Annotated in this window: 25 protein-coding genes and 1 tRNA gene; 13 read left to right on the forward strand and 13 right to left on the reverse strand. The window is 33.0% G+C overall.

Features of this window, described 5'->3' with window-relative positions; all coding sequences use genetic code 11:
- Positions 1–219: 219 nt before the first annotated feature.
- The gene (locus tag VK164_RS03240; protein WP_324207971.1) at positions 220–792 is read right to left on the reverse strand and encodes a pentapeptide repeat-containing protein; all 573 of its coding nucleotides are present in this window, start codon (positions 790–792) and stop codon (positions 220–222) included.
- 92 nt (positions 793–884) lie between these two features.
- On the opposite strand from VK164_RS03240, the gene VK164_RS03245 reads away from it, so the two are divergent.
- Positions 885–958 (forward strand) — tRNA-Ala (locus tag VK164_RS03245).
- A 30-nt stretch (positions 959–988) separates the two neighbouring features.
- Here the strand turns inward: VK164_RS03245 and VK164_RS03250 are convergent.
- The gene (locus tag VK164_RS03250; protein ID WP_324207972.1) at positions 989–1747 is read right to left on the reverse strand and encodes a TIGR02757 family protein; all 759 of its coding nucleotides are present in this window, start codon (positions 1745–1747) and stop codon (positions 989–991) included.
- Between the two features lie 97 nt (positions 1748–1844).
- Positions 1845–2504 (reverse strand): ABC transporter ATP-binding protein, encoded by a 660-nt coding sequence (locus tag VK164_RS03255; protein ID WP_324207973.1) that lies wholly within the window; start codon positions 2502–2504, stop codon positions 1845–1847.
- 272 nt (positions 2505–2776) lie between these two features.
- Between VK164_RS03255 and msrA the strand changes: the two genes are divergently transcribed.
- Genes msrA through VK164_RS03270 form a run of 3 tightly spaced genes read left to right on the forward strand, consistent with a single transcriptional unit; the run spans position 2777 to position 4361 of the window.
- Entirely contained in the window at positions 2777–3304 is a 528-nt protein-coding gene (gene msrA, locus VK164_RS03260; RefSeq protein WP_324208192.1) for a peptide-methionine (S)-S-oxide reductase MsrA, read from the forward strand.
- A 14-nt stretch (positions 3305–3318) separates the two neighbouring features.
- Positions 3319–3987, forward strand: coding sequence for a GTP cyclohydrolase I FolE (folE, locus tag VK164_RS03265; RefSeq protein ID WP_324207974.1), 669 nt, complete (start codon positions 3319–3321; stop codon positions 3985–3987).
- 47 nt (positions 3988–4034) lie between these two features.
- Positions 4035–4361 carry a hypothetical protein gene (locus VK164_RS03270; RefSeq protein ID WP_324207975.1) on the forward strand — a complete coding sequence of 109 codons (327 nt, stop codon included), beginning with the start codon at positions 4035–4037 and terminating at the stop codon, positions 4359–4361.
- Between the two features lie 11 nt (positions 4362–4372).
- On the opposite strand, the gene VK164_RS03275 is transcribed toward VK164_RS03270, so the two are convergent.
- The 6 genes from VK164_RS03275 to VK164_RS03300 all read right to left on the reverse strand — a co-directional run bounded on the left by VK164_RS03275 (position 4373) and on the right by VK164_RS03300 (position 9096).
- The gene (locus VK164_RS03275) at positions 4373–4705 is read right to left on the reverse strand and encodes a DUF6787 family protein (protein ID WP_324207976.1); all 333 of its coding nucleotides are present in this window, start codon (positions 4703–4705) and stop codon (positions 4373–4375) included.
- Positions 4706–4710: 5 nt separating this feature from the next.
- Entirely contained in the window at positions 4711–5142 is a 432-nt protein-coding gene (locus VK164_RS03280; protein ID WP_324207977.1) for a DUF6146 family protein, read from the reverse strand.
- Between the two features lie 80 nt (positions 5143–5222).
- Positions 5223–5777 carry a DUF937 domain-containing protein gene (locus VK164_RS03285; protein WP_324207978.1) on the reverse strand — a complete coding sequence of 185 codons (555 nt, stop codon included), beginning with the start codon at positions 5775–5777 and terminating at the stop codon, positions 5223–5225.
- A 39-nt stretch (positions 5778–5816) separates the two neighbouring features.
- Positions 5817–6773, reverse strand: coding sequence for a D-2-hydroxyacid dehydrogenase (locus VK164_RS03290; protein WP_324207979.1), 957 nt, complete (start codon positions 6771–6773; stop codon positions 5817–5819).
- A gap of 48 nt (positions 6774–6821) precedes the next feature.
- Positions 6822–7892: a 3-phosphoserine/phosphohydroxythreonine transaminase gene (serC, locus tag VK164_RS03295; RefSeq protein ID WP_324207980.1), complete on the reverse strand. Its 1071-nt coding sequence runs from the start codon at positions 7890–7892 to the stop codon at positions 6822–6824.
- Positions 7893–8037: 145 nt separating this feature from the next.
- Positions 8038–9096 (reverse strand): acyl-CoA reductase, encoded by a 1059-nt coding sequence (locus VK164_RS03300; protein WP_324207981.1) that lies wholly within the window; start codon positions 9094–9096, stop codon positions 8038–8040.
- A 110-nt stretch (positions 9097–9206) separates the two neighbouring features.
- Here VK164_RS03300 and VK164_RS03305 point away from each other — a divergent pair, with 110 nt between their 5' ends.
- A complete protein-coding gene (locus tag VK164_RS03305) occupies positions 9207–9557 on the forward strand; it encodes a 4Fe-4S dicluster domain-containing protein (RefSeq protein ID WP_026726242.1) in 351 nt (116 codons plus the stop codon).
- A gap of 46 nt (positions 9558–9603) precedes the next feature.
- Here the strand turns inward: VK164_RS03305 and VK164_RS03310 are convergent, their stop codons facing one another.
- Positions 9604–10140, reverse strand: a complete 537-nt coding sequence (locus VK164_RS03310; protein ID WP_324207982.1) for a hypothetical protein — start codon at positions 10138–10140, stop codon at positions 9604–9606.
- A 193-nt stretch (positions 10141–10333) separates the two neighbouring features.
- Between VK164_RS03310 and ychF the strand changes: the two genes are divergently transcribed.
- The 8 genes from ychF to VK164_RS03350 all read left to right on the forward strand — a co-directional run bounded on the left by ychF (position 10334) and on the right by VK164_RS03350 (position 20471).
- Positions 10334–11428 (forward strand): redox-regulated ATPase YchF, encoded by a 1095-nt coding sequence (gene ychF / locus VK164_RS03315; RefSeq protein WP_262319193.1) that lies wholly within the window; start codon positions 10334–10336, stop codon positions 11426–11428.
- A gap of 93 nt (positions 11429–11521) precedes the next feature.
- Complete coding sequence (locus VK164_RS03320; RefSeq protein WP_324207983.1) at positions 11522–12187, forward strand: hypothetical protein; 666 nt, start codon at positions 11522–11524, stop codon at positions 12185–12187.
- Between the two features lie 6 nt (positions 12188–12193).
- Positions 12194–12865 carry a TIGR02117 family protein gene (locus VK164_RS03325; protein WP_324207984.1) on the forward strand — a complete coding sequence of 224 codons (672 nt, stop codon included), beginning with the start codon at positions 12194–12196 and terminating at the stop codon, positions 12863–12865.
- Positions 12866–12874: 9 nt separating this feature from the next.
- Positions 12875–13411, forward strand: a complete 537-nt coding sequence (locus VK164_RS03330) for a hypothetical protein (RefSeq protein ID WP_324207985.1) — start codon at positions 12875–12877, stop codon at positions 13409–13411.
- Positions 13412–13533: 122 nt separating this feature from the next.
- Positions 13534–15387, forward strand: coding sequence for a DNA topoisomerase IV subunit B (locus VK164_RS03335; protein WP_324207986.1), 1854 nt, complete (start codon positions 13534–13536; stop codon positions 15385–15387).
- Positions 15388–15390: 3 nt separating this feature from the next.
- Positions 15391–15945, forward strand: coding sequence for a hypothetical protein (locus VK164_RS03340; protein WP_324207987.1), 555 nt, complete (start codon positions 15391–15393; stop codon positions 15943–15945).
- Positions 15946–15975: 30 nt separating this feature from the next.
- A complete protein-coding gene (locus VK164_RS03345; RefSeq protein WP_324207988.1) occupies positions 15976–18690 on the forward strand; it encodes a DNA gyrase/topoisomerase IV subunit A in 2715 nt (904 codons plus the stop codon).
- A gap of 107 nt (positions 18691–18797) precedes the next feature.
- A complete protein-coding gene (locus VK164_RS03350) occupies positions 18798–20471 on the forward strand; it encodes a formate--tetrahydrofolate ligase (RefSeq protein ID WP_324207989.1) in 1674 nt (557 codons plus the stop codon).
- Positions 20472–20519: 48 nt separating this feature from the next.
- Here the strand turns inward: VK164_RS03350 and VK164_RS03355 are convergent, their stop codons facing one another.
- From VK164_RS03355 to VK164_RS03365, 3 genes are read right to left on the reverse strand one after another with little or no spacing between them, the layout of a single operon-like run.
- The gene (locus tag VK164_RS03355; RefSeq protein WP_324207990.1) at positions 20520–22034 is read right to left on the reverse strand and encodes a hypothetical protein; all 1515 of its coding nucleotides are present in this window, start codon (positions 22032–22034) and stop codon (positions 20520–20522) included.
- 12 nt (positions 22035–22046) lie between these two features.
- The gene (locus VK164_RS03360; protein WP_324207991.1) at positions 22047–23189 is read right to left on the reverse strand and encodes an ABC transporter ATP-binding protein; all 1143 of its coding nucleotides are present in this window, start codon (positions 23187–23189) and stop codon (positions 22047–22049) included.
- 5 nt (positions 23190–23194) lie between these two features.
- Positions 23195–23755: a GNAT family N-acetyltransferase gene (locus VK164_RS03365; RefSeq protein ID WP_324207992.1), complete on the reverse strand. Its 561-nt coding sequence runs from the start codon at positions 23753–23755 to the stop codon at positions 23195–23197.
- Positions 23756–23764 lie beyond the last annotated feature (9 nt).

A 23764-nucleotide genomic window follows, 5' to 3' on the forward strand; every position in this document is an offset into this window, starting at 1 on the left:
TTTGCCAATACAAAAAATAGAGTAAAAATACCTGTTTTTAAAAACAGGTATTTTTACGGGGGTAACCAGGTATTTTTACGGGGGTGAGGCTTTAACATTTCGACACAAAAAAAGTAGGCGAGTGTATGCCTAGTGTATCAAGAGTGTATGCGGAGTGTATGGCGAGTGTATGCCAGAAGTATGCTAGAGGTATGCCAGAGGTACTAATGCAACGATAAACTATTTAATCACCAAGTCATATTTTTGCAATAAACCTTTTAAATTCTCTGTAGAAAATATAGCGCGTTTCAATTTGTTTTTCTCAGGGTCAATAATAAAATCATAGCTGGTAGAAAAATCAGTTTTGTTGGCAGTTGTACCTATAAACACAGCGTGTCTTAAATTACAGTTGTCAAACAGCGCTTCAGTCAAATCACTTTCCATAAAATCTACCGCAATCATGCTGCAATTGATAAACTGCATTTTTTTGAGTTTCAAACTATAAAACTGGGCATAATCAAGCAAGCTGTCTTTAAAGTGAAATTCATACAAAATCTGGTCAGTCATAGCAAAGTTTACCGACGTAAAATTACACTTGGTAAACCAAACATCACGCAACGACACATGGTTGATTTTGGTGCCTTTAAAATTACAATCCAAAAAATTACAATCTATAAAAGTTACCGCAATAAACGAACACGCTCTAAAATCGCAATTGGTAAACGTACAATTTTCGTATTCTTTATACTTTACATCGCTTTCAGCATAAACAACGTCTGTAAAATTTTGGTCGGTAATATAATCTGCGTGCATGATTTTTTTTTAGAACCGTAAAGCTACTTCAATTTTTTATCGAATCAAAAAGAAACTTATAGCTTTAAAAAAGCTATATTCGTAAAAATTTTGGGGATGTAGCTCAGTTGGCTAGAGTGCTTGACTGGCAGTCAAGAGGTCGTGGGTTCGAGCCCCATCTTCTCCACAAACTCCTGCTTCGGCAGGATTTTTTGTTTTAAAACCCTTCAAAAACACCCAAGCCAAATAATGCGAAATCATACTTTACAGGGTCATTTGGGTCTAATGCTCTTAAACTTTGGTCTAGTTCTACTAATGCTTTAGCATCGTTTTGTTTGCGAGTTAACAACTCTAATTTTCGCGCCACATTTCCCGAATGTACATCCAAAGGGCAAGATAATTGGGCAGAAGCAATACTTTTCCAAATACCTAAATCCACGCCTTTGTTGTCGTTGCGCACCATCCAACGCAAATACATGTTGATTCGTTTAGCAGCCGAACCATTCATCGGATCCGAAATGTGTTTTTCGGTTCGTGCCAAATGTGGTGCTTCAAAAAAATGCTGTTTGAATTGAGAAATCGTGTGTTGTATCGTGGGATGTTCTTGTGAAAAAACCGCTTCTAATCCGTTATGGTTTTGATAAATGTGTTGCAATCCTTTGATGAATCCCACAAAATCCTGTCCATTAAACGTGCGATGTACAAATGTTTCTAAGTTTTCCAATTGCGATTTAGTATGACTCATCACAAAATCATGAGGTGAATTACCCATCAAAGACATCATTTTCTTGGCATTGTTGATAATCATTTTGCGATTTCCCCATGCAATTGTAGCCGCCAGAAAACCCGCAATTTCAATATCTTCCTTTATCAAATACAAATGCGGAATCTGAATCGGATCACTTTCAATAAAGTTTGGATTATTGTACAATTCGACCTTTTCGTCTAGAAATTCTTTTAATTCACTTTTTGTCATTTGTTACACCCATAAAATTCTCGCAAGGAGACAATAAAGAACCAAAATTAGATAATTGCTTTCCCTTATTACTTTTATCTTTTATCTTTTTACTTGTTTACACAATATTCCCATCTACCATCGTCAATTTTCTATCTGCCATGTTGGCCAATTCTTCATTATGAGTAACAATTACAAAGGTTTGCCCAAATTCGTCACGCAATTTAAAGAACAATTCGTGTAAGTTTTCTGCTGTATGTGTATCTAAATTTCCAGAAGGTTCATCTGCAAAAATAACTGCAGGCTTATTGATTAGTGCTCTTGCTACTGCCACACGTTGTTGTTCACCACCCGAAAGCTCGCTTGGTTTGTGATGTGTTCGTTCTGCCAAGCCTAAATAAGTTAACAAGCGTTTAGCTTCTGTTTCTACTTCTTTTTTATCTCTATTGGCAATAAAACCTGGAATACATACATTTTCTAAAGCTGTAAACTCAGGTAACAATTGATGAAATTGAAAAATAAAGCCCAAATGAGTGTTTCTAAACTTAGAAAGGGCCACATCTTTTAAATCCAATACCGATTCACCATTGATTTCTAATACAGTTCCAACTTCTTTTTTAGGAGCATCTAATGTGCCTAAAATTTGTAACAGAGTGGTTTTACCCGCTCCAGAAGCGCCTACAATAGAAACAATTTCACCTTTTTTAATATGTAAATCAACACCTTTTAAAACGTGTAACGTATCGTAAAATTTATGCAGATTTTTTGCAAGTATCATAATCCAAGATTTCTACAAAGAAACAAAGATTTTTGAGGAATAAAAAAACTATTCGATGCCAATTGTCGTACATCAAAGTATAAAGTTTCGTTAAAAAAGATTTTGTGTTTAATTTATAACTAAATTTGTTAAACAAAAAAAGAATTATGAAAAGTAAATTTAAGTGGATGCCGTTCTTTTTTGGTGTGCTAGTAATGTCATGCACCGCAAAAGAAAAGCCAGTGATAATACAAGAATTCAAAGAACCAGTAAAAAGTTACACAACAATAGGTATGGAAACAGCAACATTTGCAGGCGGATGTTTTTGGTGCACAGAGGCCATTTTTTTAGAAATAAAAGGAGTAGAGAAAGTAGTTTCGGGTTATATAGGCGGTACTACTGAAAATCCTACGTATCGCGATATTTGTACAGGAACTACAGGGCATGCAGAAGCAATTCAAATTACCTTTAATCCAGAAGAAGTAGCGTATGAAGATTTGTTAGAAGTTTTCTTTGCTACACACGACCCCACAACACTGAATCGTCAAGGTGCTGATGTGGGTACACAATATAGAAGTGAAATTTTCTATAATTCGGAAGCACAAAAAATAAAAGCAGAAAACTATATTGCCTTGATTGAAAAAGAAAAATTATACGATAAATCAATTGTTACAAAAGTATCTTCGGCTACTATTTTTTATCCCGCGGAAGATTACCATCAAAATTATTATAACCAGAATGCAGAGCAAGGCTATTGTCAAATGGTTATTGCTCCAAAATTAGAAAAGCTCCGAAAGTATTACAAATCAAAGTTAAAATAGAAGAAAAAATAGCTATGAATACAACTATTGAAAAAGAAATATACGATATAATTGGCGATAATCATCAAATGACTTCTGCCGATACACCGCTACGTCCAGATGCTTTTGTAAAATCAGATGCTGCTAAAATGGAAGTTATTGCGGAGCATTTTGAAATCATTATGAAAGAATTAGGATTGGATTTATCAGATGATAGTTTGCAAGGAACTCCACATCGGGTAGCAAAAATGTTTGTACAAGAAATATTTTCGGGATTAAATCCAGCAAATAAACCTAAAATATCTGTTTTTGAAAATTCGTATCAATATGATAAAATGTTAGTAGAAGCAAATATTAATTTTAATTCTACCTGTGAGCATCACTTTTTACCTATTGTTGGTAAAGCGCATATTGGTTATGTTTCTTCAGGAAAAGTAATTGGGTTATCAAAATTGAATCGAATTGTAGATTATTATGCCCGAAGACCTCAGGTGCAAGAGCGCATGATTATGCAAATTTTCAACGAATTAAAAGCGGTACTAGCAACCGATAATGTAATCATTGTAATGGAAGCAACACATTTGTGTGTTTCAAGTAGAGGTATTAAAGATGAGAGTAGCTATACTTCAACATTGCAATATGGAGGTGTTTTTAATCAGAAAGAATTCCGTGACGATTTTTATAAAATGATTCATAAAGCATAATTTGGCATTTGTTTTGTATATTCGTAATAGAATTTACATAAAACAAAATGTCAGAAGAAGTAACTAGTCCGGTAATAAATAACCCTATTCAACCTGAAAAAAATGATAAAACTTCAAAGTTAATTTTGAGTTTATTATTTGATGGAATAGGATTGTTGTCCTATTTAGTTCCTGTATTTGGAGAAGCTATAGATATTTTATGGGCGCCCATTTCAGGATTATTACTAGTGTTGATGTTTAAAGGAACAGCGGGTAAACTAGCAGGTATTTTTGGTTTCATAGAAGAAATGATTCCATTTGTAGATGTGATTCCTACCTTTACAATTACTTGGTTTTATACCTACGTTATTAAAGGCGGAAAAGGGCAAGAATAAAAAAAAGGAGCTTATTGCTCCTTTTTAAATTTTGAATCAAAAAACCTTGCGATAAAGCCCAGTTTCATGCGTTCCAGCATCTTCTTTTCAAATTTCCAAAAGAACTCAAATTGCCCAAACAGAAATCCTACCAATACCAGCAATACTTGATAAATAGGGAATATAAGAATCAATCGCAAAACTCTATACAACCAATGTGGTTGAAACGTTTCTGGAATACCAATTAGAGCTAAAAATGGTTTAGCCAATTGTAATGAGCTAAAACCAGTAATTGCAAATACAATAAAAATAAGGGTTAATTGCCAATTACTTTTGACATTCCAACGTTCTTTAAGTTTTTTCATAAATGTTATATTCTTGGGACAAATCCTCCTAATTGTTGTTTGTTTGTTAATTGAAAATAGACCAAATAGTTGTAAATCATATAATTTACTTCATAGCCATAATCTGTATTGCTGTCATAATTAATAGCCATTTCATACAAATTTGGATTGTATTGTGAAGGAAACATCACTCTTCTATTCCATTCGGTAACCCAAAATCTATTTCTCGCTTCTAAATAAGATTGTGAATAGTAATTTCTAGGTTTTGCATGTGTATTAAACCAAGAGGTAAATCCACCGTCAATTATAATTACTTCATATTCTAAAGCTTCATTAGCAATATGAATAGTGTCGCTTTTTAAAGTTGGCTTATCTTCAAAAGTTTTTTGAGTTTTTGAACTAGTACAAGCTATAAGTACAGAAAAAACTATCGATAATAGTAAAACAGTATATTTCATAACCTCACTTATTTAGAAAGGTTAAAGATAAAAAAAAGCATCGATACTACCGATGCTTTTAACAGTATAAATTAGAAATTTTACTTTCCAAATAGTTTTCCAAGTAAACCGCCCAATCCACCTTTTTTAGAAACGGCAGCCACAGCATCACTCATGCCAACTTTTCCGTCTCCGTCTTGGTCTAGGCCAAATTGTCCACCATATTTAGAAACAGCATCCATTAAACCACCACCTTGACCACCAGAAATAGCACTTACTAAATCGTTCATATTAAATCCAGGTTGGTTTGGATCTTTAGCTTTATCAACTAATCCACCTAAAATTTGAGGGATTAATCCACCAGCAACGCTTCCAGCAGCATCAGATGATAAACCAAATTTTTCACCTAGGTTTCCAGTTACTTTTTCAGTTAATTGTTTTACAACGGGATTGTTTCCGTCTATAGGAGCATTACCGCTTAACATTCCTGTTAAATCACTAATGTTTCCACTAGCTACCATATCTTTTAAGCCTGAAAGGATTGAACCTCCAGCTTCTTGCATTACAGCATCATTTTGTTCGTTAGGCACCGCTGGATTGTTCACTACAGCATCACCACCAAATTGTTTTACTAATTCTGAAAGTTGATCAAACATAATTTTAGGGATTTTTTGTTTAGTTAAAGATACTAATTTTTAGTTATTTTTCAATAGACTAATAATCTGTTCAGCAAGTTCTGTACCAATTCTATCTTGTGCTTCTTCCGTTGCTGCACCAATATGTGGTGTTAATGAAATTTTTGGATGCATTAAAATTTGGATTTCTGGTGTTGGTTCTTTTTCAAATACATCTAGCCCTGCAAACAATACTTTTCCTTCGTCTAATGCTTCTATTAATGCAACTTCATTAATTACACCACCACGAGCACAGTTTACTATTCCAACGTTATCTTTCATTAATTGAAACTCTTCTTTATCGATTACATAGCCCTCTTGTGCGGGCACATGTAACGTAATAAAATCTGAATGTTTGAAAATATCTTCTAATGGCTCTGTAACTATATCCACATTGATAAATTGTCCGTTATAAAAATCCACACGAATTACAGCTTCGTTTACATATTTATCGGCCGCAATAACTTTCATACCTAATCCTAAAGCCATTTTTGCTACGGCTTGTCCAATACGACCAAAACCAATAATTCCTAGTGTTTTTCCACGAAGCTCAATTCCGTTTGCGTAGGCTTTTTTCAATCCGTCAAAATTAGTATCACCTTCTAATGGCATATTTCTGTTGGCATCATGTAAAAAACGAACTCCTGTAAATAAATGTGCAAAAACTAATTCAGCAACACTTTCTGACGATGAAGCAGGGGTATTGATTACGTGAATTCCTTTTGAACGAGCATAATCTACATCAATGTTATCCATTCCAACTCCACCTCGACCAATGATTTTTAAACCTGGACAAGCATCTATAATATCTTGACGCACTTTTGTAGCGCTTCTTACCAAAATTACTTTTACATCGTGTGTATTGATATAGTTGGCAACTTGCTCTTGAGCCACTTTTGTAGTAATTACTTCAAAACCTCCTTTTTCCAAAGCTTTGATGCCGCTTTTTGAAATTCCGTCGTTTGCTAAAACTTTCATTTTGTTTATATTTTTTTAAGCTAGTTACTATTTACTAGTCACTAATTACTAAATTTTATTTTCTAATTCTTGCATTACATCTACTAAAACTTGAACACTTTCTATTGGAAGCGCATTGTACATAGAAGCGCGATAACCTCCAACAGAACGATGACCAGCTAATCCAGAAATTCCGGCTGCTTTCCACATTGCATCAAATTTTTCTTGATGTGCTTCGTTTGCTAATAAAAACGTTGCGTTCATATTGCTACGGTCTTCAATAGCAGCAGTTCCTTTAAATAATGGGTTTCTGTCTATTTCAGTATAAAGTAAGTTTGCTTTTGCCTCGTTAATTTTTTCAATAGCAGCAATTCCACCTATGTTTTTTAACCATTGAAGGGTTAAAAGTGATGCATAAATAGGAAATACTGGAGGTGTATTGTACATGCTTTCTTTTGCTATATGTTGTTGGTAATCTAACATATTAGGAATAGTTCGGCCTGTTTTTCCTAAAATTTCTTCTTTAACAACTACCAAAGTAGTTCCGGCTGGACCCATATTTTTTTGTGCTCCAGCATAGATTAAATCAAATTTTGAGAAATCCAATACGCGTGAAAAAATATCTGAACTCATATCACAAACCAACGGAACATTGGTTGTTGGAAATGATTTCATTTGGGTTCCAAAAATAGTATTGTTACTCGTGCAGTGAAAATATGATGCATCAGCAGGAATTGAATAATCTTTTGGTATATGATTATAATTCTCTGGTTTTGATGAAGCTACAACAATTGTTTCTCCAAAATGTTTTGCTTCTTTAATAGCGCTATTAGCCCAAGTTCCTGTATCTAAATAAGCAGCTTTTCCGTCAACTTTCATTAAATTATACGGGACCATTAAAAATTCTAAACTGGCACCGCCTGCTAAAAATAAAGCTTGGTATCCTTTGCCTTCTAATCCTAAAAGTTCCAAAACTAATGCTCTTGCTTCTTCCATAACGGCAACGAAATCTTTACTTCGGTGCGAAATTTCTAAAATGGATAATCCAGAATTATTAAAATCTAAAATAGCTTGTGCCGATTTTTCAAAAACTTCTTGAGGAAGAATGCATGGGCCCGCGCTGTAGTTGTGTTTTTTCATTGTGTTTATTGTAGTTATGTATGTGTTTTTAAAAAAAGCAAATTTCGGAAATAGCTATCAAAAATTGAGTTATAATTTAATAATAATTCGGCTATGTTATTAACGAAAACGTTGTAGATTTTGTAAAAAAATACAAATAATGTAATTATATTTTTGATAAAAATGACAATGTATCAACATTATCTGCATAATCCCAAAGTTTTGGTTGTTGCGTTTGTCCAAAAGAGACACTATTTTCAATTAGATTATTTGAAACTATACACTGAATTTGTTCTGAGTCATTATTTAAACGAGAATTTACTTCATTCAAGTTGTCATAAAATTCATAAAACACAGATGAAATGGGTGAGGAGTAGCTTGAATCTTCTTTGATGGTTAAAAATTCATTGTCCAATAATTGAAAGTTACTCATTAAGAAAACCGCTTTGTTATAATCGTAATTATTAGCATACTTTTCATACTGAATTACCTCACGATATTCGTACATGGCTTTGAAGAAATTATCAAAATTATAGCCTTTTGGAACAAATAGTTTAGAAACATTTCGACAACCTAAACCAAAATAGCGGAAAATATCTTCACCTAAACCAACTAAATCTTCGTGCGATTCTGTTCCGTCTAAAACAGCAACTGAATTTCTGTTTTTACGTATGATACTTGGTTTGTCTTTAAAATAATATTCAAAATAGCGAGCTGTATTGTTGCTTCCGGTGGCAATTACAGCATCAAAACGCTCTAATTTCCCTTCAACAAACGTTATTTTAGAGTTAAATTCAGGTTGAATGGAACTTAAGTATTTTGCTAAAAATTTTAATAAATGTTGGTCATTGGAAGACGTTTTAACAAAAACATCATGCCCAGAAATTAGTACCGAAAGAAAATCATGAAAACCTACTAAAGGAATATTTCCTGCTAAAACTAAGCCTATTTTTTTAGGTGTTGTTTTTGAAAAGTTGTAAGTGGAAAGCCATTGGTTTAGGTTGGGTTCTGTTAATGCATTTGCCCAAGACTGAACACTAAAATAAACTTGCTCGGGAGTAAACCAACCATTGTGGGATTGAGATAATTCAACTAACGAAATGAAATCATCATAAAATAAATCGTTTTGTAAAACGGATACATTTTTAGTGTTTTTTTCTAAAGAAAATTGACGTAGAAAATTTCCTAATTCCACAAAACTCAATTTTATTTCACTTTGTAACATTTGTAACTTGTTTATATTTGGTTTACATTGTATTTTTGTAGCGCAAAATTAATCATTATATTAGAATATCAAGTTTTTCTGAATTCTAATTTCTAAATACAAAAGCAAACATGGCTATTATAATAACAGATGAATGTATCAACTGCGGGGCTTGTGAGCCAGAATGTCCAAATACAGCAATTTATGAAGGAGCTGACGATTGGAGATGGAAAGATGGTACAAAACTAAGTGGTAAAGTTATTTTACCTGATGGAACAGAAGTAGATTCAGATGCGGCACAAACACCAATTTCAGATGATATTTATTACATTGTTCCTGGGAAATGTACCGAATGTAAAGGTTTTCATGAAGAACCTCAATGTGCAGCTGTTTGTCCAGTTGATTGTTGTGTTCCAGACGATAATCATGTAGAAAGTGAAGAAACACTTTTAAATAGACAATCATTTTTACATAACGAATAAAAAAAATCCTGATTTATATCAGGATTTTTTTTCTTAGTAATTGTATTTATTTGGTAACCGTATATTTTTCATAAGAAATAGTGTCTGTTTTCGGGTTATAGGTTTCTAAAATTAAGTTGCCTTCAGTATCAAAATAACCAACTGCTGTTTTTTGTTTATTTCTATAAATAAAACTATTTGTAGAGGTTTTTCTTAGCAATCCTGTTTCTTTATTATCTTCAGATAAAATTCTGTAACCATTACTATCCAAAGAAACTTGAAATTTTTTTCCATCTAATAGGTAGTATGAAGATCGATCAGTATCGACTGTTCTGGTTGAGCCATCAGGATTGGTAATTGTTGTTGTGGTTTTTACAATTACTTCAGAATCTTTTAAATCCATATTAATGTTTTTGGGTTCTTGATTTTGTAATTCTATGTTTTGAACTTCTCTAGTATTTTCTTTTTTGACATATGTTTTATCGCCTTTTGAGTCAGTAACAGTAGTTGTAGTTGTTTTGGTTTCATCTTTTACATTTTTATTTTGACCAATAATTGAATTACTGGTTAATAAAATGAATAAGCCTAAAAGTATTGTTTTCATGATGTAATGTTTTATTTGTTAATTAGTTACAAATTTAGTTTCCTTTTTTTAATTCGTTTTGCATCAAAAATTATTAATCTTACACAATTCACACATAAGTTTTCATTTAATTCTCTAATTTGCTTTTTGTCAAACTTTGTGGCTTTCCAACTTTTAAACTATATTTGCACACTTTTAAAAAAATACATTCAGAATGAAAGCAGGAATTGTAGGATTGCCAAATGTTGGAAAATCAACTTTATTTAATTGTTTATCAAACGCTAAAGCGCAAAGTGCTAACTTTCCGTTTTGTACTATTGAGCCAAATATTGGTGTAGTAAACGTTCCAGATCCACGTATTGCTCGTTTAGAGGAATTGGTTAAACCAGAACGAGTGCAAATGGCAACAGTTGATATTGTTGATATTGCAGGTTTGGTAAAAGGAGCAAGTAAAGGAGAAGGTTTAGGAAATCAATTCTTAGGAAACATTAGAGAATGTAACGCAATTATTCACGTTTTACGTTGTTTTGATAACGATAATATCGTGCACGTTGATGGTAATGTAAATCCAATTCGCGATAAAGAAACGATTGATATCGAATTGCAATTAAAAGATTTAGAAACTGTTGAAAAACGTTTGGAAAAAACCAATCGTGCAGCAAAAACAGGAAATAAAGAAGCACAAGCTGAAAAAGCATTGTTAGATAGAATTCGCGAAACTTTATTAGCTGGAAAATCGGCTCGTACGGTAATTCCTCAAAATCAGGATGAGGTGGATATGATGGAAGAATTCCAATTAATCACTACAAAACCAGTTTTATATGTTTGTAACGTTGACGAAGCTTCGGCAGTAAACGGAAACAAATATGTTGACCAAGTTCGTGAATTAGTAAAAGACGAACAAGCAGAAGTAATCATTCTTTCAGTAGGAGCAGAAGCTGATATTACCGAATTAGAAAGCTACGAAGAGCGTCAAGTATTCTTGGAAGATATGGGATTGACTGAGCCTGGTTCGGCAGTGTTAATTCGTGCGGCTTACAAATTATTAAAATTACAAACATACTTCACTGCTGGTGTTAAAGAAGTTCGTGCTTGGACAATCAACATAGGCGATACAGCACCAAAAGCAGCTGGAGTAATCCACACTGATTTTGAAAAAGGATTCATCCGTGCAGAAGTTATTGCATTCGAAGATTTCTCAAACTACGGTTCAGAAGCTAAAGTAAAAGAAGCTGGAAAATTAAGAGTAGAAGGTAAAGAATACATCGTAAAAGATGGCGATGTAATGCACTTTAGATTTAATGTTTAATTCCTGAGAACATAGAAAATAGAAAACCGTTGAAGCCATTCAGCGGTTTTTTTGTGGCACAACATTTGTATTTGCAAATCAAAACAAATTATCATGAAAAAATATCTTATTCTAGCCGCATTTGCTATGGCTATGGTTTCCTGTAAAGATTCAGGATTGAACAACAGTTTTATTTATTTTTCTGAAGCCCAACCCACAAATGTGGATGAGTTAACAGCATTTCCAAAGAAGTTTGTTAGAACGTATACGATGGATTATTCACATCGTTTGGTAGTACAACCCAAATGTGCTTACATTCTAGAAATAGAAACTTTAACAGCTTTAAAATCAGAATTAGATTCTATTCCCGAGTTTGAATTGCGCAACAATCAAGTTTACGATAAATCCGAAAATAAACCTTATAAAACGTTTGTAAAAGGCGATACAATTGCGTTTGAAATCGAGCGTTTGGATACCATTTTCTCTTTTGCAGAAAACGAAATCGCTAAACAATATAAATCTTCATTGGTTTTAAATAAAGAAGTGGATGGAAAATACCAAACCAGTATTTTGAAATTATCCACTATTGGAGCAAGACACATTCAATTCGGAACCAAAAAAGATTTTACAAAGTTAAAGAGTGAATTAAAAATTCCCTTTGCAATCGAAATGAAAGAAAACGACACGCTTCACGTAGTTTTAACGCCATCACGTGCCGATTTCAGAAAGTTATTACGAAAAGAAGGTTTTGAGTACGAAAGTAATTACTTGTTTAAATAAAAGCTTATGAAAATCATCAAAAAATTGCTGAAATACACTGCAATTTTTGTGTTGTCATTGATGACTTATTTGCTAATTGTAACTTTGTTGTCGTTTGTTACTGTAAATGACGGTTTGATGAAAAGTCGCAAAGAAATCCCAATTTACATTCTAACAAACGGAGTGCACACCGATATTGTTTTACCTTTAAAAACCGAGTATTACGATTGGACGAACCAACTCAAGCCAGAACATACTAAAGCAAAAGATTCTACGTATCAATATGCGGCTTTAGGTTGGGGCGATAAAGGTTTTTACCTAGAAACTCCCACTTGGGCAGACTTAAAAGCAACTACTGCTTTGAAAGCAGCTTCAGGATTGAGTTCAACCGCAATGCATGTAACGTTTTACAAAGAGATGAAAGAAAGTAACTCTTGTAAAAAACTGCAAATCTCTTCCGATAATTACAAAAAGTTGATTCTATTCATTAAGGAGTCTTTCCAAACCAAATCAGGTGAATTTCTAAAAATTGAAACCGAAGCCGTTTACGGAAAACACGATGTTTTTTATGAAGCCAATGGAAGTTACTCGCTATTTTATACTTGCAATTCTTGGGCAAATCAAGCCTTAAAAGCAGCCAATCAAAAAGCTGCACTTTGGACAATTTCTGATAGTGGAATTTTTAGGCATTATAACTAAATTTGGAGTATGGATTTTGTCAAAAAATATAAGTTAAGAATTCTTTCAATTCTGTCTGTTTTATTCTTGTTTTTACCATTCGTAAAGCAATGTGATAATGTTGAATATGTAAATTCAAACCCTATTTGTGATGGATGTGAAGTGTCAGCTGATTCTCAAAGTTTAATATCCGACATTATTTTTTATTTAAAAGTTTACTTTGTAGAAGAAAGTAAATCTGTTATTGACTTAACTTTTCAAATTAAAGATCTTTTTGGTGTAAATATTTTAAATGATTTAGGGGTGTTTTTGTTGTTTCTTTCTTCTATATTTTCAATTTTATTGGTTTTGTTTTCATTGTTTGGGTCATATGAAATTTTCAATAATAAGTTTAAAAATACTTCAAAAGTATATTTAATTAACTTGATTTTGATTTTACTTATTATGCTTATAAATGGATATGCTTTTATTGATAGAATTGGTCAAATAAAAATTGGTTTTTATTTATTATTAATTACAAATTTTTACCTTTTCCGTCATTTCAGGAAGTTAAAGATTGATAAATAATTTGTCTTTTTTCTTTCCTCTTTTTTCTATCTTCTTAACCATATTTTGTCAATAACTTATCGGTTTCTGACTTTCAATCTTTGGAGATATGTGCTATATTGCACAAAATCCAAATTCTGTCTATGTTAGAGCAAAATCAATATACCGAAGACAATATACGTTCCCTCGATTGGAAAGAACACATTCGTATGCGTCCCGGTATGTATATCGGAAAACTAGGTGATGGTTCTTCGCCCGACGATGGTATTTATATTTTATTAAAAGAAGTATTGGATAACTGTATCGATGAATTTGTCATGGGTGCAGGAAAAACCATCGAAGTTACCATCAAAGATAAACTCGTTACGGTGCGCGATTATGGTCGAGGCATTCCGTTAGGAAAAGTCGTTGATGTAGTTTCCAAAATGAACACAGGAGGAAAATACGATTCCAAAGCCTTTAAAAAATCGGTAGGTTTAAATGGTGTCGGAACAAAAGCTGTAAATGCACTTTCCAATTATTTCCGAGTAGAATCGGTACGTGATAACCAACAAAAAGCAGCGGAATTCTCTGCAGGAAATCTAACTTTAGAAGAAGACGTTCAAGAAACAACCAAGCGTAAAGGAACCAAAGTTTCGTTTGTTGCCGATGAAGCGATTTTCAAGAACTACAAATACCGAAATGAGTACATCATCAAGATGCTCAAAAATTACTGTTATTTAAATACGGGATTGACTATTTATTACAATGGCGAAAAGTATTTTTCAGATAACGGTTTAAAAGATTTATTAGAAGAAGCCATTCACGAAGACGATATGGTGTATCCAACGATTCATTTGTTGGGCGACGATATAGAAGTAGCGATTACTCATAGTAAATCACAATATTCAGAAGAATATCATTCATTTGTCAACGGACAAAATACCACGCAAGGAGGAACGCATTTAGGTGCTTTTCGTGAAGCGATTGTAAAAACCATCAAAGAGTTTTACAACAAACCTTTTGAAGCTTCGGATATTCGTAAATCGATTGTTTCGGCGGTTTCGGTTAAAGTGGAAGAACCTGTTTTCGAATCGCAAACCAAAACTAAATTAGGTTCTACCGAAATTGGTCCAAATGGTCCTTCAGTACGTTCGTTTGTAAATGATTTCATCAAAACTAAGTTAGATAATTTTCTACATAAAAACCCAGAAGTTGCCGATGCGTTATTGCGTAAGATTTTACAAGCCGAACGCGAACGTAAAGAACTTTCAGGAATTCGAAAATTAGCCAAAGACCGCGCTAAAAAAGCCAGTCTGCATAATAAAAAATTACGCGATTGTCGTGTGCATTTAACCGATGCGAAAAACCCAAGAAGTTTAGAAAGTACGCTTTTTATTACCGAGGGAGATTCGGCTTCGGGTTCCATTACTAAAAGTCGTGATGTGAATACGCAAGCGGTGTTTAGTTTACGTGGTAAGCCATTGAATTCGTATGGAATGACTAAGAAAATTGTATACGAAAACGAAGAATTTAATTTATTGCAAGCCGCATTAAACATCGAGGAAGACATGGGCGATTTGCGTTACAACAATATTGTAATTGCAACCGATGCCGATGTCGATGGTATGCACATTCGCTTGTTGTTGATTACGTTTTTCTTGCAGTTTTTCCCTGAGTTGATTAAAGATGGCCATTTGTATATTTTACAAACGCCTTTGTTCCGTGTGCGAAATAAAAAAGAAACGATTTATTGCTACAGCGAAGAAGAACGCGTAAACGCCATCGAAAAGCTAAAACCAAAACCAGAAATCACCCGATTCAAAGGATTAGGAGAAATTTCTCCAGATGAGTTCAAGCATTTCATCGGGCAAGACATTCGATTAGATCCTGTTATGTTAGATAAATCCACTTCTATTGAAACTTTGTTAGAGTTCTACATGGGTAAAAACACTCCAGACCGACAAGAGTTTATCATAAATAATTTGAAAGTGGAGTTGGATGTTGTTGAAAAGTAGGTTATGAGATATTTAGTTTTGTTATTTATACCCATTTTCTTTTTTTCGTGTAAAAGCGAAAAAGAAGAAGCAGTTGAGTTTTTTGCAAAGGAGGTTACGAAAGTGAAAATTTGGTCATATCCTGCAAGAGGTTTGTGGGACGTTGAAGATGGTAAAGAAAGACAAGGAATAAAGATTTTAAATAATAAAATTCAATTAGATACGACAAAAATAATTGACAATATTGAATTGAATAGCAATCAAAAAAAGGAATTTTTTGCACTTTTAAAAAATGATATTTGCGATAATTCAGGAACTCATGCAGCATGTTATATTCCAAGGCATTTAATTCATTTTTACGATAAAAATGAAAAATTAATTGGGTTTTATGAATTTTGTATTGAATGTGGCGGAAGTGTTGAATCAGAAACACTTAAAAATATTCCTGTTTTTTGTATAGAAAAGGGAACTGAAATGGAACAATTGTTAAAAAGTTTTGGTTTAAAAATTACAAGTGATAAATCACGTGAAATCAAAGCGATTGAAAAAGAATTAGGAAAACAATTACTTGGTAAATAGATAATATACTGAAAATAATTCAGCATAAAAATGAAAGACGAAGAAGAAGATAACATCATTCCAAACGAAGACGAAAATTTCGATAATCAAGACAATTCTACTAACGAGGAAGGTTTTGACGATATTCGTGTTTCAACGGGACATCATTTTTACGAAAACAACGAAAACCCAGAAGACACCATTACCAAAGTTACAGGAATGTACAAAGATTGGTTTTTGGACTACGCTTCCTATGTAATTCTAGAACGTGCAGTTCCAGCGATTGAAGACGGTTTTAAACCGGTGCAACGTCGTATTATGCACTCTATGAAAGAGTTAGATGATGGGCGTTACAATAAAGTGGCCAATATCGTTGGGCACACCATGCAATATCACCCTCACGGAGATGCCAGTATTGGCGACGCCATGGTGCAAATTGGACAAAAAGACCTAATCATCGACATGCAAGGAAACTGGGGAAATATCTTAACAGGAGATAGTGCTGCAGCTTCCCGTTACATCGAAGCCCGAATTTCAAAATTTGGTCACGATGTGTTGTATTCGCCTAAAATTACCGAATGGGGAATGTCATACGATGGTCGTCGTGCCGAACCAATTAATCTTCCAGTAAAGTTTCCATTGCTGTTAGCTCAAGGCGCAGAAGGTATTGCAGTAGGTTTATCCACTAAGATTTTACCACATAATTTCAACGAATTAATTGATTGTTCCATTAAAGTTTTAAAAGGGAAATCATTTACTCTATATCCTGATTTTCCAACCGCAGGTATTGCTGATGTTTCCAATTATAACGATGGAATGCGTGGTGGTCGTGTGCGTGTGCGTGCAAAGATTGGGCAATTAGACAAACAAACGTTAGTGATTACTCAAATTCCGTTTTCAACTAATACTGGTACTTTGATTGATAGTATTTTGAAAGCCAACGAAAAAGGGAAAATCAAAATCAAGAAAATTGAAGACAATACGGCTGCTGAGGTTGAAATTTTAATTCACCTTCCACCTGGCGTTTCTCCAGATAAAACTATTGATGCTTTATATGCATTCACAGCTTGCGAAACTTCGGTAGCGCCTTTAGGTTGTGTTATTGAAAACCACAAGCCATTGTTTATTGGGGTTTCTGATATGTTGAAAATTTCGACTAACCGAACGGTTGATTTGCTGAAACGTGAATTGGAAATTCAGTTAGACGAGTTAGAAAATAAATGGCATTTCTCTACGTTAGAAAAGATTTTCATTCGCGAAGAAATGTATATCGACTTCAAATTGTATTCGGATAGAGAATCGTTGTACCAATATATGTATGACCGATTTGAGCCGTTTTTGAAATCATTTGTTCGTGAAATTAACGATGATGATTTGCAAAAATTAACGCAAATTCCAATGATTCGTATTACACGTTTCGACTCGGATAAAGCGGATGAAGCGATTGCAAAATTGGAAGCTGATATGGAACAAGTGAAATATCATTTGGATCATATTATTGATTATACAATTGATTTCTTCCAAAAGCTAAAAGACAAATACGGTAAAGGGCGAGAGCGTCAAACTGAATTAAGAAGTTTTGATAATATTGAAGCTACAAAAGTAGTTTTGCGTAATACAAAACTATATGTAAATCGTGAAGAAGGTTTCTTTGGAACAGGTTTAAAGAAAGATGAATACGTTGCTGATTGTTCAGATATTGATGATGTAATTGTATTCCTTCGCGATGGAAAAATGATGGTTTCCAAAGTAGATGATAAAAAATTCGTTGGAAAAGACATTATTCACATAGCTGTTTTTGATAAAAACGACAAACGAACCATTTACAACATGATGTATCGTGATGGAAAAAACGGTTCAACTTTTATCAAACGTTTCAATGTTTCTGGTGTAACTCGTGATAAGTTTTATGATTTAACACAAGAAAAACCGGGTTCAATGGTGTCCTATTTTTCAGCCAATCCAAACGGAGAAGCAGAAGTGGTTACCATTTTATTACGTCAAGTAGGTAGTGTGAAAAAACTGAAATGGGATGTAGATTTCTCAGACATTGCAATCAAAGGTAGAGCTTCTCGAGGCAATACGGTGACCAAATATCCAATCAAAAAAATCGAGTTAAAAGAGAAAGGAATTTCAACTTTACGACCTCGAAAAGTTTGGTTTGATGATACGGTACAACGATTAAATGTAGATGGAAGAGGTGAGTTGTTAGGCGAATTCCGTCCAAATGATCGTTTGTTGATTGTGAATCAATCCGGAAAACTAAAAACCATTATTCCAGAATTAACCACACATTTCGACGAAGATATGATTGTATTGGAAAAATGGAATCCAAATAAACCGGTTTCCTGTATTTATTACGATGGTGAAAAAGAGCGTTATTTTGTAAAACGTTTCTTGGTTGAAAACGAAAATAAAGAGGAAATTTTCATCACTGAACATGATAAATCGCAATTAGAAATTGTTTCTACTGATTGGCGTCCGGTTGCTGAAGTCATTTTTGCCAAAGTAAAAGGTGTTCAAAAAGAAAATCAAATTGTTGATTTAGAACAATTTATTGCGGTTAAAGGGATCAAAGCTTTGGGTAACCAATTAACTACGGATAAGGTGAAACAGATAAATTTATTAGAACCGTTGCCTTACGAAGAAGTATTAGAAGAACCTGAAGTACAACAAGAATCTTCAGAGGATAACGAAAGTGCCGATATTACAGATTTTAACATAGAATTAGATGATGACGGACAAATAACCTTATCATTAGAATAATTTATGGCCTACAAGGTTTTTAATCTTGTAGGTTTTTTATTGATTTTTGTCATTTTTACAACGCCATTAATTACTTAATTTTAGATTTAAATTAAAACACACAACTAATGTCAACATTTCCATCAGACATTGAAATTGCACAAAATGCAACGATGTCTCATATTAAAGAAATCGCCAATAAAATTAATATTTCAAACGACGATTTAGAATATTATGGCAAATACAAAGCCAAGTTACCATTACAGCTACAACAAGAAACTCCAAAAGGTAAGCTTATTTTAGTTTCAGCCATGTCACCTACCAAATATGGTGAAGGTAAAACAACCATGTCAATTGGTTTAACCGATGGTTTAAATTACATTGGTAAAAAAGCGATTGCGGTTTTGAGAGAACCATCACTTGGACCTGTTTTTGGTTTAAAAGGTGGTGCCGCTGGCGGTGGTTATGCCCAAGTTTTGCCAATGGAAGACATCAATTTGCATTTTACAGGAGATTTTTCTGCGATTGAAAAGGCAAATAATTTGCTTTCGGCGATTATTGATAATAATCTGCAAAATCATAAATATTCATTGAATTTAGATCCACGAACAATTGCTTGGAAACGAGTGATGGATATGAATGATCGTTCGCTTCGTCAAATTATCATTGGTGTTGGAGGAAAAACAAACGGAATGTTGCGCGAAGACGGTTTCAATATTACACCTGCGTCAGAAGTAATGGCAATTTTGTGTTTGGCAAAAGATTTAGAAGATTTGAAACTTCGTTTAGGAAATATTTTTATTGGAAAAACTTTTGATGGAAAGCCAATTTTTGCCCGCGATTTGAATGCAGTAGGGGCAATGACCGTTTTATTGAAAGATGCCATTAAACCTAATTTAGTGCAAACGTTAGACGGAAATCCTGCAATTTTGCACGGCGGACCATTTGCAAGTATTGCGCAAGGAACGAATACGGCAATTGCTACCAAAATGGGATTGTCGCTTGGTGATTACGTAGTAACAGAAGCGGGTTTTGGTGCTGATTTAGGAGCAGAAAAATTCTTGCATATCAAATGTGAACAATCAGGTTTAAAACCAGATGCAGTTGTTTTAGTAGCAACAATAAGAGCGATTAAACATCATGCAGGATTAGCGGCGGAAGATTTCAAAACTGAAAATGTAAGCGCGATTGAAGGAGGTTTTTGCAATTTAGAAAAACATATTGAAAACATTCAAAAATTTGGAATTAATCCAGTCGTTTGTGTGAATGCTTTCCCTGATGATACACAAGCGGAATACGATAAATTAAAAGCTTTATGTGCTACTAAAGGTGTTACAGCAATTGTAAGCACAGCTTTTGTTCATGGAGGAAAAGGTTCGGCGGAAGTGGCTGAAAAAGTTATTGCCGAAATAGAAGCAGGAAAAGCAAATTACAAACCACTTTATGTGCCTTCGGATAGTATTGAGCACAAGATTAAAACGGTTGCTATGGAAATTTATGGTGCCAATACGGTAGATTTTTCTCCAAAAGCAAAAACACAATTAAAAATGATTAACGATTTAGGGTTTAGTCATTTTTCGGTTTGTATGGCTAAAACGCCAGCGAGTTTTTCAGATAATGAAAAGTTAATTGGTCGCCCTACAAATTTTGATATTACAGTTCGTGAATTTGAAATTGCGAGTGGTGCCGGATTTATTGTACCGCTTTTAGGAGAAGTAATGCGAATGCCTGGTTTACCCGCTGTTCCAAACGCAGAACGAATAAATATTGATAATAACGGTGTAATAACTGGTTTGTCATAAATTAAAAAGCTCCCAAATTTGGGAGCTTTTTAATATAAACTATCATACTTAATTTTCTGCAATTCCTTTCCAGTTTCTAATGATTTTTGATAACAAGAAAAGTGATGTTATTGATAATATAAAATTCAATGAAAACATATGAATTAAATGATCATTTAGCCAATCATATAATTTTGAATCTTCGTAACGTTGTAAATTATAATTATCATAATAATTTGGTCTGTTTACTTCAATTAAAATAAAGTAAATAATAGGGATTACTGCTGTAAAAAACCACAAAAATAAATTTAATGCAATTCTGCTTAATTGTAAATTTTTCTTTTTATAACATATGACAAAAAAGTAAAGGATAATTACTAAAATTGTTGGTATTATTAAATAGAAATACAACATGTCAGCTCTTGAAACCACAGTAAAAATTCCATATATTATGTTAATTATACCTGTAGTAACACTAGCAATTAACCAACTCTTTCCAGAGGTTGTTCTAAATGAGAATATCAGTAAGGATAGCCCTAAGGCACCATATAAAAACCCTAAAATCATTTCAATATTGAAAAATGAATCCATATGTGCTTCTGAAACCGTATCGTATTTATCTTTTAAAACATCTTGCTGCACAAAATATTTAGAATATTTTCGTTCGCCATTGCCAACTTTAGCTACATAGTCATAACTATTATATGAATTGTCTGTTTCGTATTCTCTCAAATAAGGTTGAATGTATAAAAACTCATTAAATTCAGGGGCTTTGTAAACAATATCAAACCATTTGTCTAAAGTTAAATTGGTTGCTAAATTGTGCTCTCTAATTAAATTTAAATAATTGTCCATTAGCTTTTTAACTTCAGCTTTATTGTCTTGGTGTAACCAATTTTGAACTTGTATTCTGTTTAACGAATCTTGTTCTCTTGAAATAACAGTAAATTCAAACGTATTTCTGTTTAGTAACGAAAATTGATTGTATTTTTTTTCTTTGAAATTGATGTAATCTTTATTAAAATAATAATAGTTTGAATCTCGGTTAACTCCTATTTCACTGGTTAAATATTTATTGTATTCTTCATCATTTAATTTTGATTTATGTATTGAATCTAATTCTGTTTCTCCAAAACTTCCATCAATAAACATATCTGCAGTAGCAATGGTTTTGCAACGATTGGTTGTTTCTTCAAGTGAATAATAACTTTTTTGGTGCAATTGTTTCCCAATAGAAAATGGTAAATAAAACGTAATCAATAATGTACTAATAATAAATATTTGCAACCATTCGTAAAATAAACTGTATTTTGATTTGCTGTAAAATGATTTTAAAGAATTGTTTTTAAAGTAGTTAACTAACCATAATATTGTGATTATTATATTGATTAATACACCAAACATAATAGATAGTGCTTCTATATCAATATTGTTTTTGTTTGAAAAATCAATAGTTCCGTCTAAATAACCTAATCCAAAAAAGATGACGTGAAGTAGTAATCCAATAGCAACCATTGGAACAAATTTGGTGTTCCAAAGCAATGGATATTTTAGTAATAATTTTTTCTGTATATCTTTAAACATGATTTTATTTTTTTAGTTCACAAAAAAGCGACGTGTTGAATTTGAAATGTTTCGCATGTAAGTCATTGGAATCGATTGGTTTATAACCACTTTTAAGAAATCATTCATTTCAATTTTTTCTGGAAAAGTAGCAATAAAAGTTCCACCATTTTGTTCCAAAGAAATTACTTCTAGAGTTGTAAACGCTTCTTTTAAATCGCTTAAATTCAACGAACTTTCAAATTCGATAATGCAATTTTTTGCTACATCATTTTCGGCATTTAAATTCTTTTGTGAACCACGTTTTAAGAAAACCACCTGATTTGATGTTTTTTCCACTTCGTACAATTGTTGTGAACTCAACACAATAGCAATCGGTCTAAAAGCCGAATTGGCGATGTTTCTAAAATCGTCTAAAATGGTTTGTTGTGCCAAAATATCTAAGTTTGCCAAAGGTTCGTCAATCAATAAAATTTTTGGTTTTCGGAGTAACATCCGAGCCAATTCGAAACGCATTTTGTAACCAGAAGATAAATTATTCCAGTAATGTTTTCTAAATTTTCGCAATCCTAAACGCGTTATGACTAAATCTACTACCAAATTATTTTCTTCTGGTAAGTAGCCGTAACAACTTGCTGTAAATTCTAAATTTTCGTACATAGAACCGCGCCAAGTGTCAGTTCGTTGTGGAATGTAGACTAATTTTGTTCGCAAATCATACAAATCATCATATTGAAATTGATAATTTATGGTTCCAGATGTTGGATGTAATTCACCACATAAACTACGTAGTAAAGTCGTTTTTCCGTTTCCGTTTTCGCCAACCAAACCAATGATTTCACCTGTTTTAATATCTAGGTTAATTGGACCTAATCCAAAAGAAGCATTATATACTTTTTGTAGATTTTTAACCGAAATAATGGTTTGATGATTGTGACATTCTTTTTTGCTTAAAAACGCGTAAAGTTCATCTAACAAGGTTTTTAAACGAGTTTTTTTATCTTCGTCTTCTTTTTCATTATGGTCTAACCAATTTAAAAATGCATTGGTTTTAGTATAAAAATCTATGTTTTCGGAATCTAAAGTAAAATCTATTACTCGTTTTATGGTTTGATTGAAGTCGTTAAATTCGAGAAGTTCTTGCACCTCGCGGAATTGTTTTTCAAATTCGGTCATATATTTTATTTTATAAAATTTTGCTTTAGTAAACCATAAATTACGGTATCAGTAAACTCGTTGTTGTAATAAAAATTCTCTTTAAAATGGGCTTCTTTTTCAAAACCAGCTTTTTGTAAAACACGCTCTGAAGCTTTATGCCTTGAATCAATTACTGCTTCAATTGAGTGAAAATTTAATGTGTTGAAAGCAAAATTTAATAATGTTTTTACGGCTTCAGTTACATAACCTTTTCCCCAATGTTCTGGAGCAATCATGTAGCCTAATTCGGTTCTAAAATGTTCGGGTTGTGTTCGATAAAATCCCATAAGCCCAATACATTTGTCGCTTCCTTTTTCGGTTACAGCCCAATTGATATCAATATTTTCGTCTATTTTGTCGTTGATTGTTTTTATATGCGCTAGAGCTTCTTCGATATTTGTAGCAAGTGGTCTTGGAATAAATTTCATTGTTTCTGGATTACCTCTGAGTGCTAAAATTTCTGGCGCATCATTATCTGTTAGCTTTCTAAAACGTAAACGTTCTGATTCTAGTATTGGAAAAGGAGAGAAGTTGAGTTGTAACATTTTTATAGT

Origin of the sequence: Flavobacterium sp. (assembly GCF_035299005.1) — a bacterium.
GTDB lineage: Bacteria > Bacteroidota > Bacteroidia > Flavobacteriales > Flavobacteriaceae > Flavobacterium.

Coding starts and splice junctions, on each gene's coding strand:
- VK164_RS03240 (WP_324207971.1), bottom strand. CDS start 792: ATGCACGCAGATTATATTACCGACCAAAATTTTACAGACGTTGTTTAT.
- VK164_RS03250 (WP_324207972.1), bottom strand. CDS start 1,747: ATGACAAAAAGTGAATTAAAAGAATTTCTAGACGAAAAGGTCGAATTG.
- VK164_RS03255 (WP_324207973.1), bottom strand. CDS start 2,504: ATGATACTTGCAAAAAATCTGCATAAATTTTACGATACGTTACACGTT.
- msrA (WP_324208192.1), top strand. CDS start 2,777: ATGGAAACAGCAACATTTGCAGGCGGATGTTTTTGGTGCACAGAGGCC.
- folE (WP_324207974.1), top strand. CDS start 3,319: ATGAATACAACTATTGAAAAAGAAATATACGATATAATTGGCGATAAT.
- VK164_RS03270 (WP_324207975.1), top strand. CDS start 4,035: ATGTCAGAAGAAGTAACTAGTCCGGTAATAAATAACCCTATTCAACCT.
- VK164_RS03275 (WP_324207976.1), bottom strand. CDS start 4,705: ATGAAAAAACTTAAAGAACGTTGGAATGTCAAAAGTAATTGGCAATTA.
- VK164_RS03280 (WP_324207977.1), bottom strand. CDS start 5,142: ATGAAATATACTGTTTTACTATTATCGATAGTTTTTTCTGTACTTATA.
- VK164_RS03285 (WP_324207978.1), bottom strand. CDS start 5,777: ATGTTTGATCAACTTTCAGAATTAGTAAAACAATTTGGTGGTGATGCT.
- VK164_RS03290 (WP_324207979.1), bottom strand. CDS start 6,773: ATGAAAGTTTTAGCAAACGACGGAATTTCAAAAAGCGGCATCAAAGCT.
- serC (WP_324207980.1), bottom strand. CDS start 7,892: ATGAAAAAACACAACTACAGCGCGGGCCCATGCATTCTTCCTCAAGAA.
- VK164_RS03300 (WP_324207981.1), bottom strand. CDS start 9,096: ATGTTACAAAGTGAAATAAAATTGAGTTTTGTGGAATTAGGAAATTTT.
- VK164_RS03305 (WP_026726242.1), top strand. CDS start 9,207: ATGGCTATTATAATAACAGATGAATGTATCAACTGCGGGGCTTGTGAG.
- VK164_RS03310 (WP_324207982.1), bottom strand. CDS start 10,140: ATGAAAACAATACTTTTAGGCTTATTCATTTTATTAACCAGTAATTCA.
- ychF (WP_262319193.1), top strand. CDS start 10,334: ATGAAAGCAGGAATTGTAGGATTGCCAAATGTTGGAAAATCAACTTTA.
- VK164_RS03320 (WP_324207983.1), top strand. CDS start 11,522: ATGAAAAAATATCTTATTCTAGCCGCATTTGCTATGGCTATGGTTTCC.
- VK164_RS03325 (WP_324207984.1), top strand. CDS start 12,194: ATGAAAATCATCAAAAAATTGCTGAAATACACTGCAATTTTTGTGTTG.
- VK164_RS03330 (WP_324207985.1), top strand. CDS start 12,875: ATGGATTTTGTCAAAAAATATAAGTTAAGAATTCTTTCAATTCTGTCT.
- VK164_RS03335 (WP_324207986.1), top strand. CDS start 13,534: ATGTTAGAGCAAAATCAATATACCGAAGACAATATACGTTCCCTCGAT.
- VK164_RS03340 (WP_324207987.1), top strand. CDS start 15,391: ATGAGATATTTAGTTTTGTTATTTATACCCATTTTCTTTTTTTCGTGT.
- VK164_RS03345 (WP_324207988.1), top strand. CDS start 15,976: ATGAAAGACGAAGAAGAAGATAACATCATTCCAAACGAAGACGAAAAT.
- VK164_RS03350 (WP_324207989.1), top strand. CDS start 18,798: ATGTCAACATTTCCATCAGACATTGAAATTGCACAAAATGCAACGATG.
- VK164_RS03355 (WP_324207990.1), bottom strand. CDS start 22,034: ATGTTTAAAGATATACAGAAAAAATTATTACTAAAATATCCATTGCTT.
- VK164_RS03360 (WP_324207991.1), bottom strand. CDS start 23,189: ATGACCGAATTTGAAAAACAATTCCGCGAGGTGCAAGAACTTCTCGAA.
- VK164_RS03365 (WP_324207992.1), bottom strand. CDS start 23,755: ATGTTACAACTCAACTTCTCTCCTTTTCCAATACTAGAATCAGAACGT.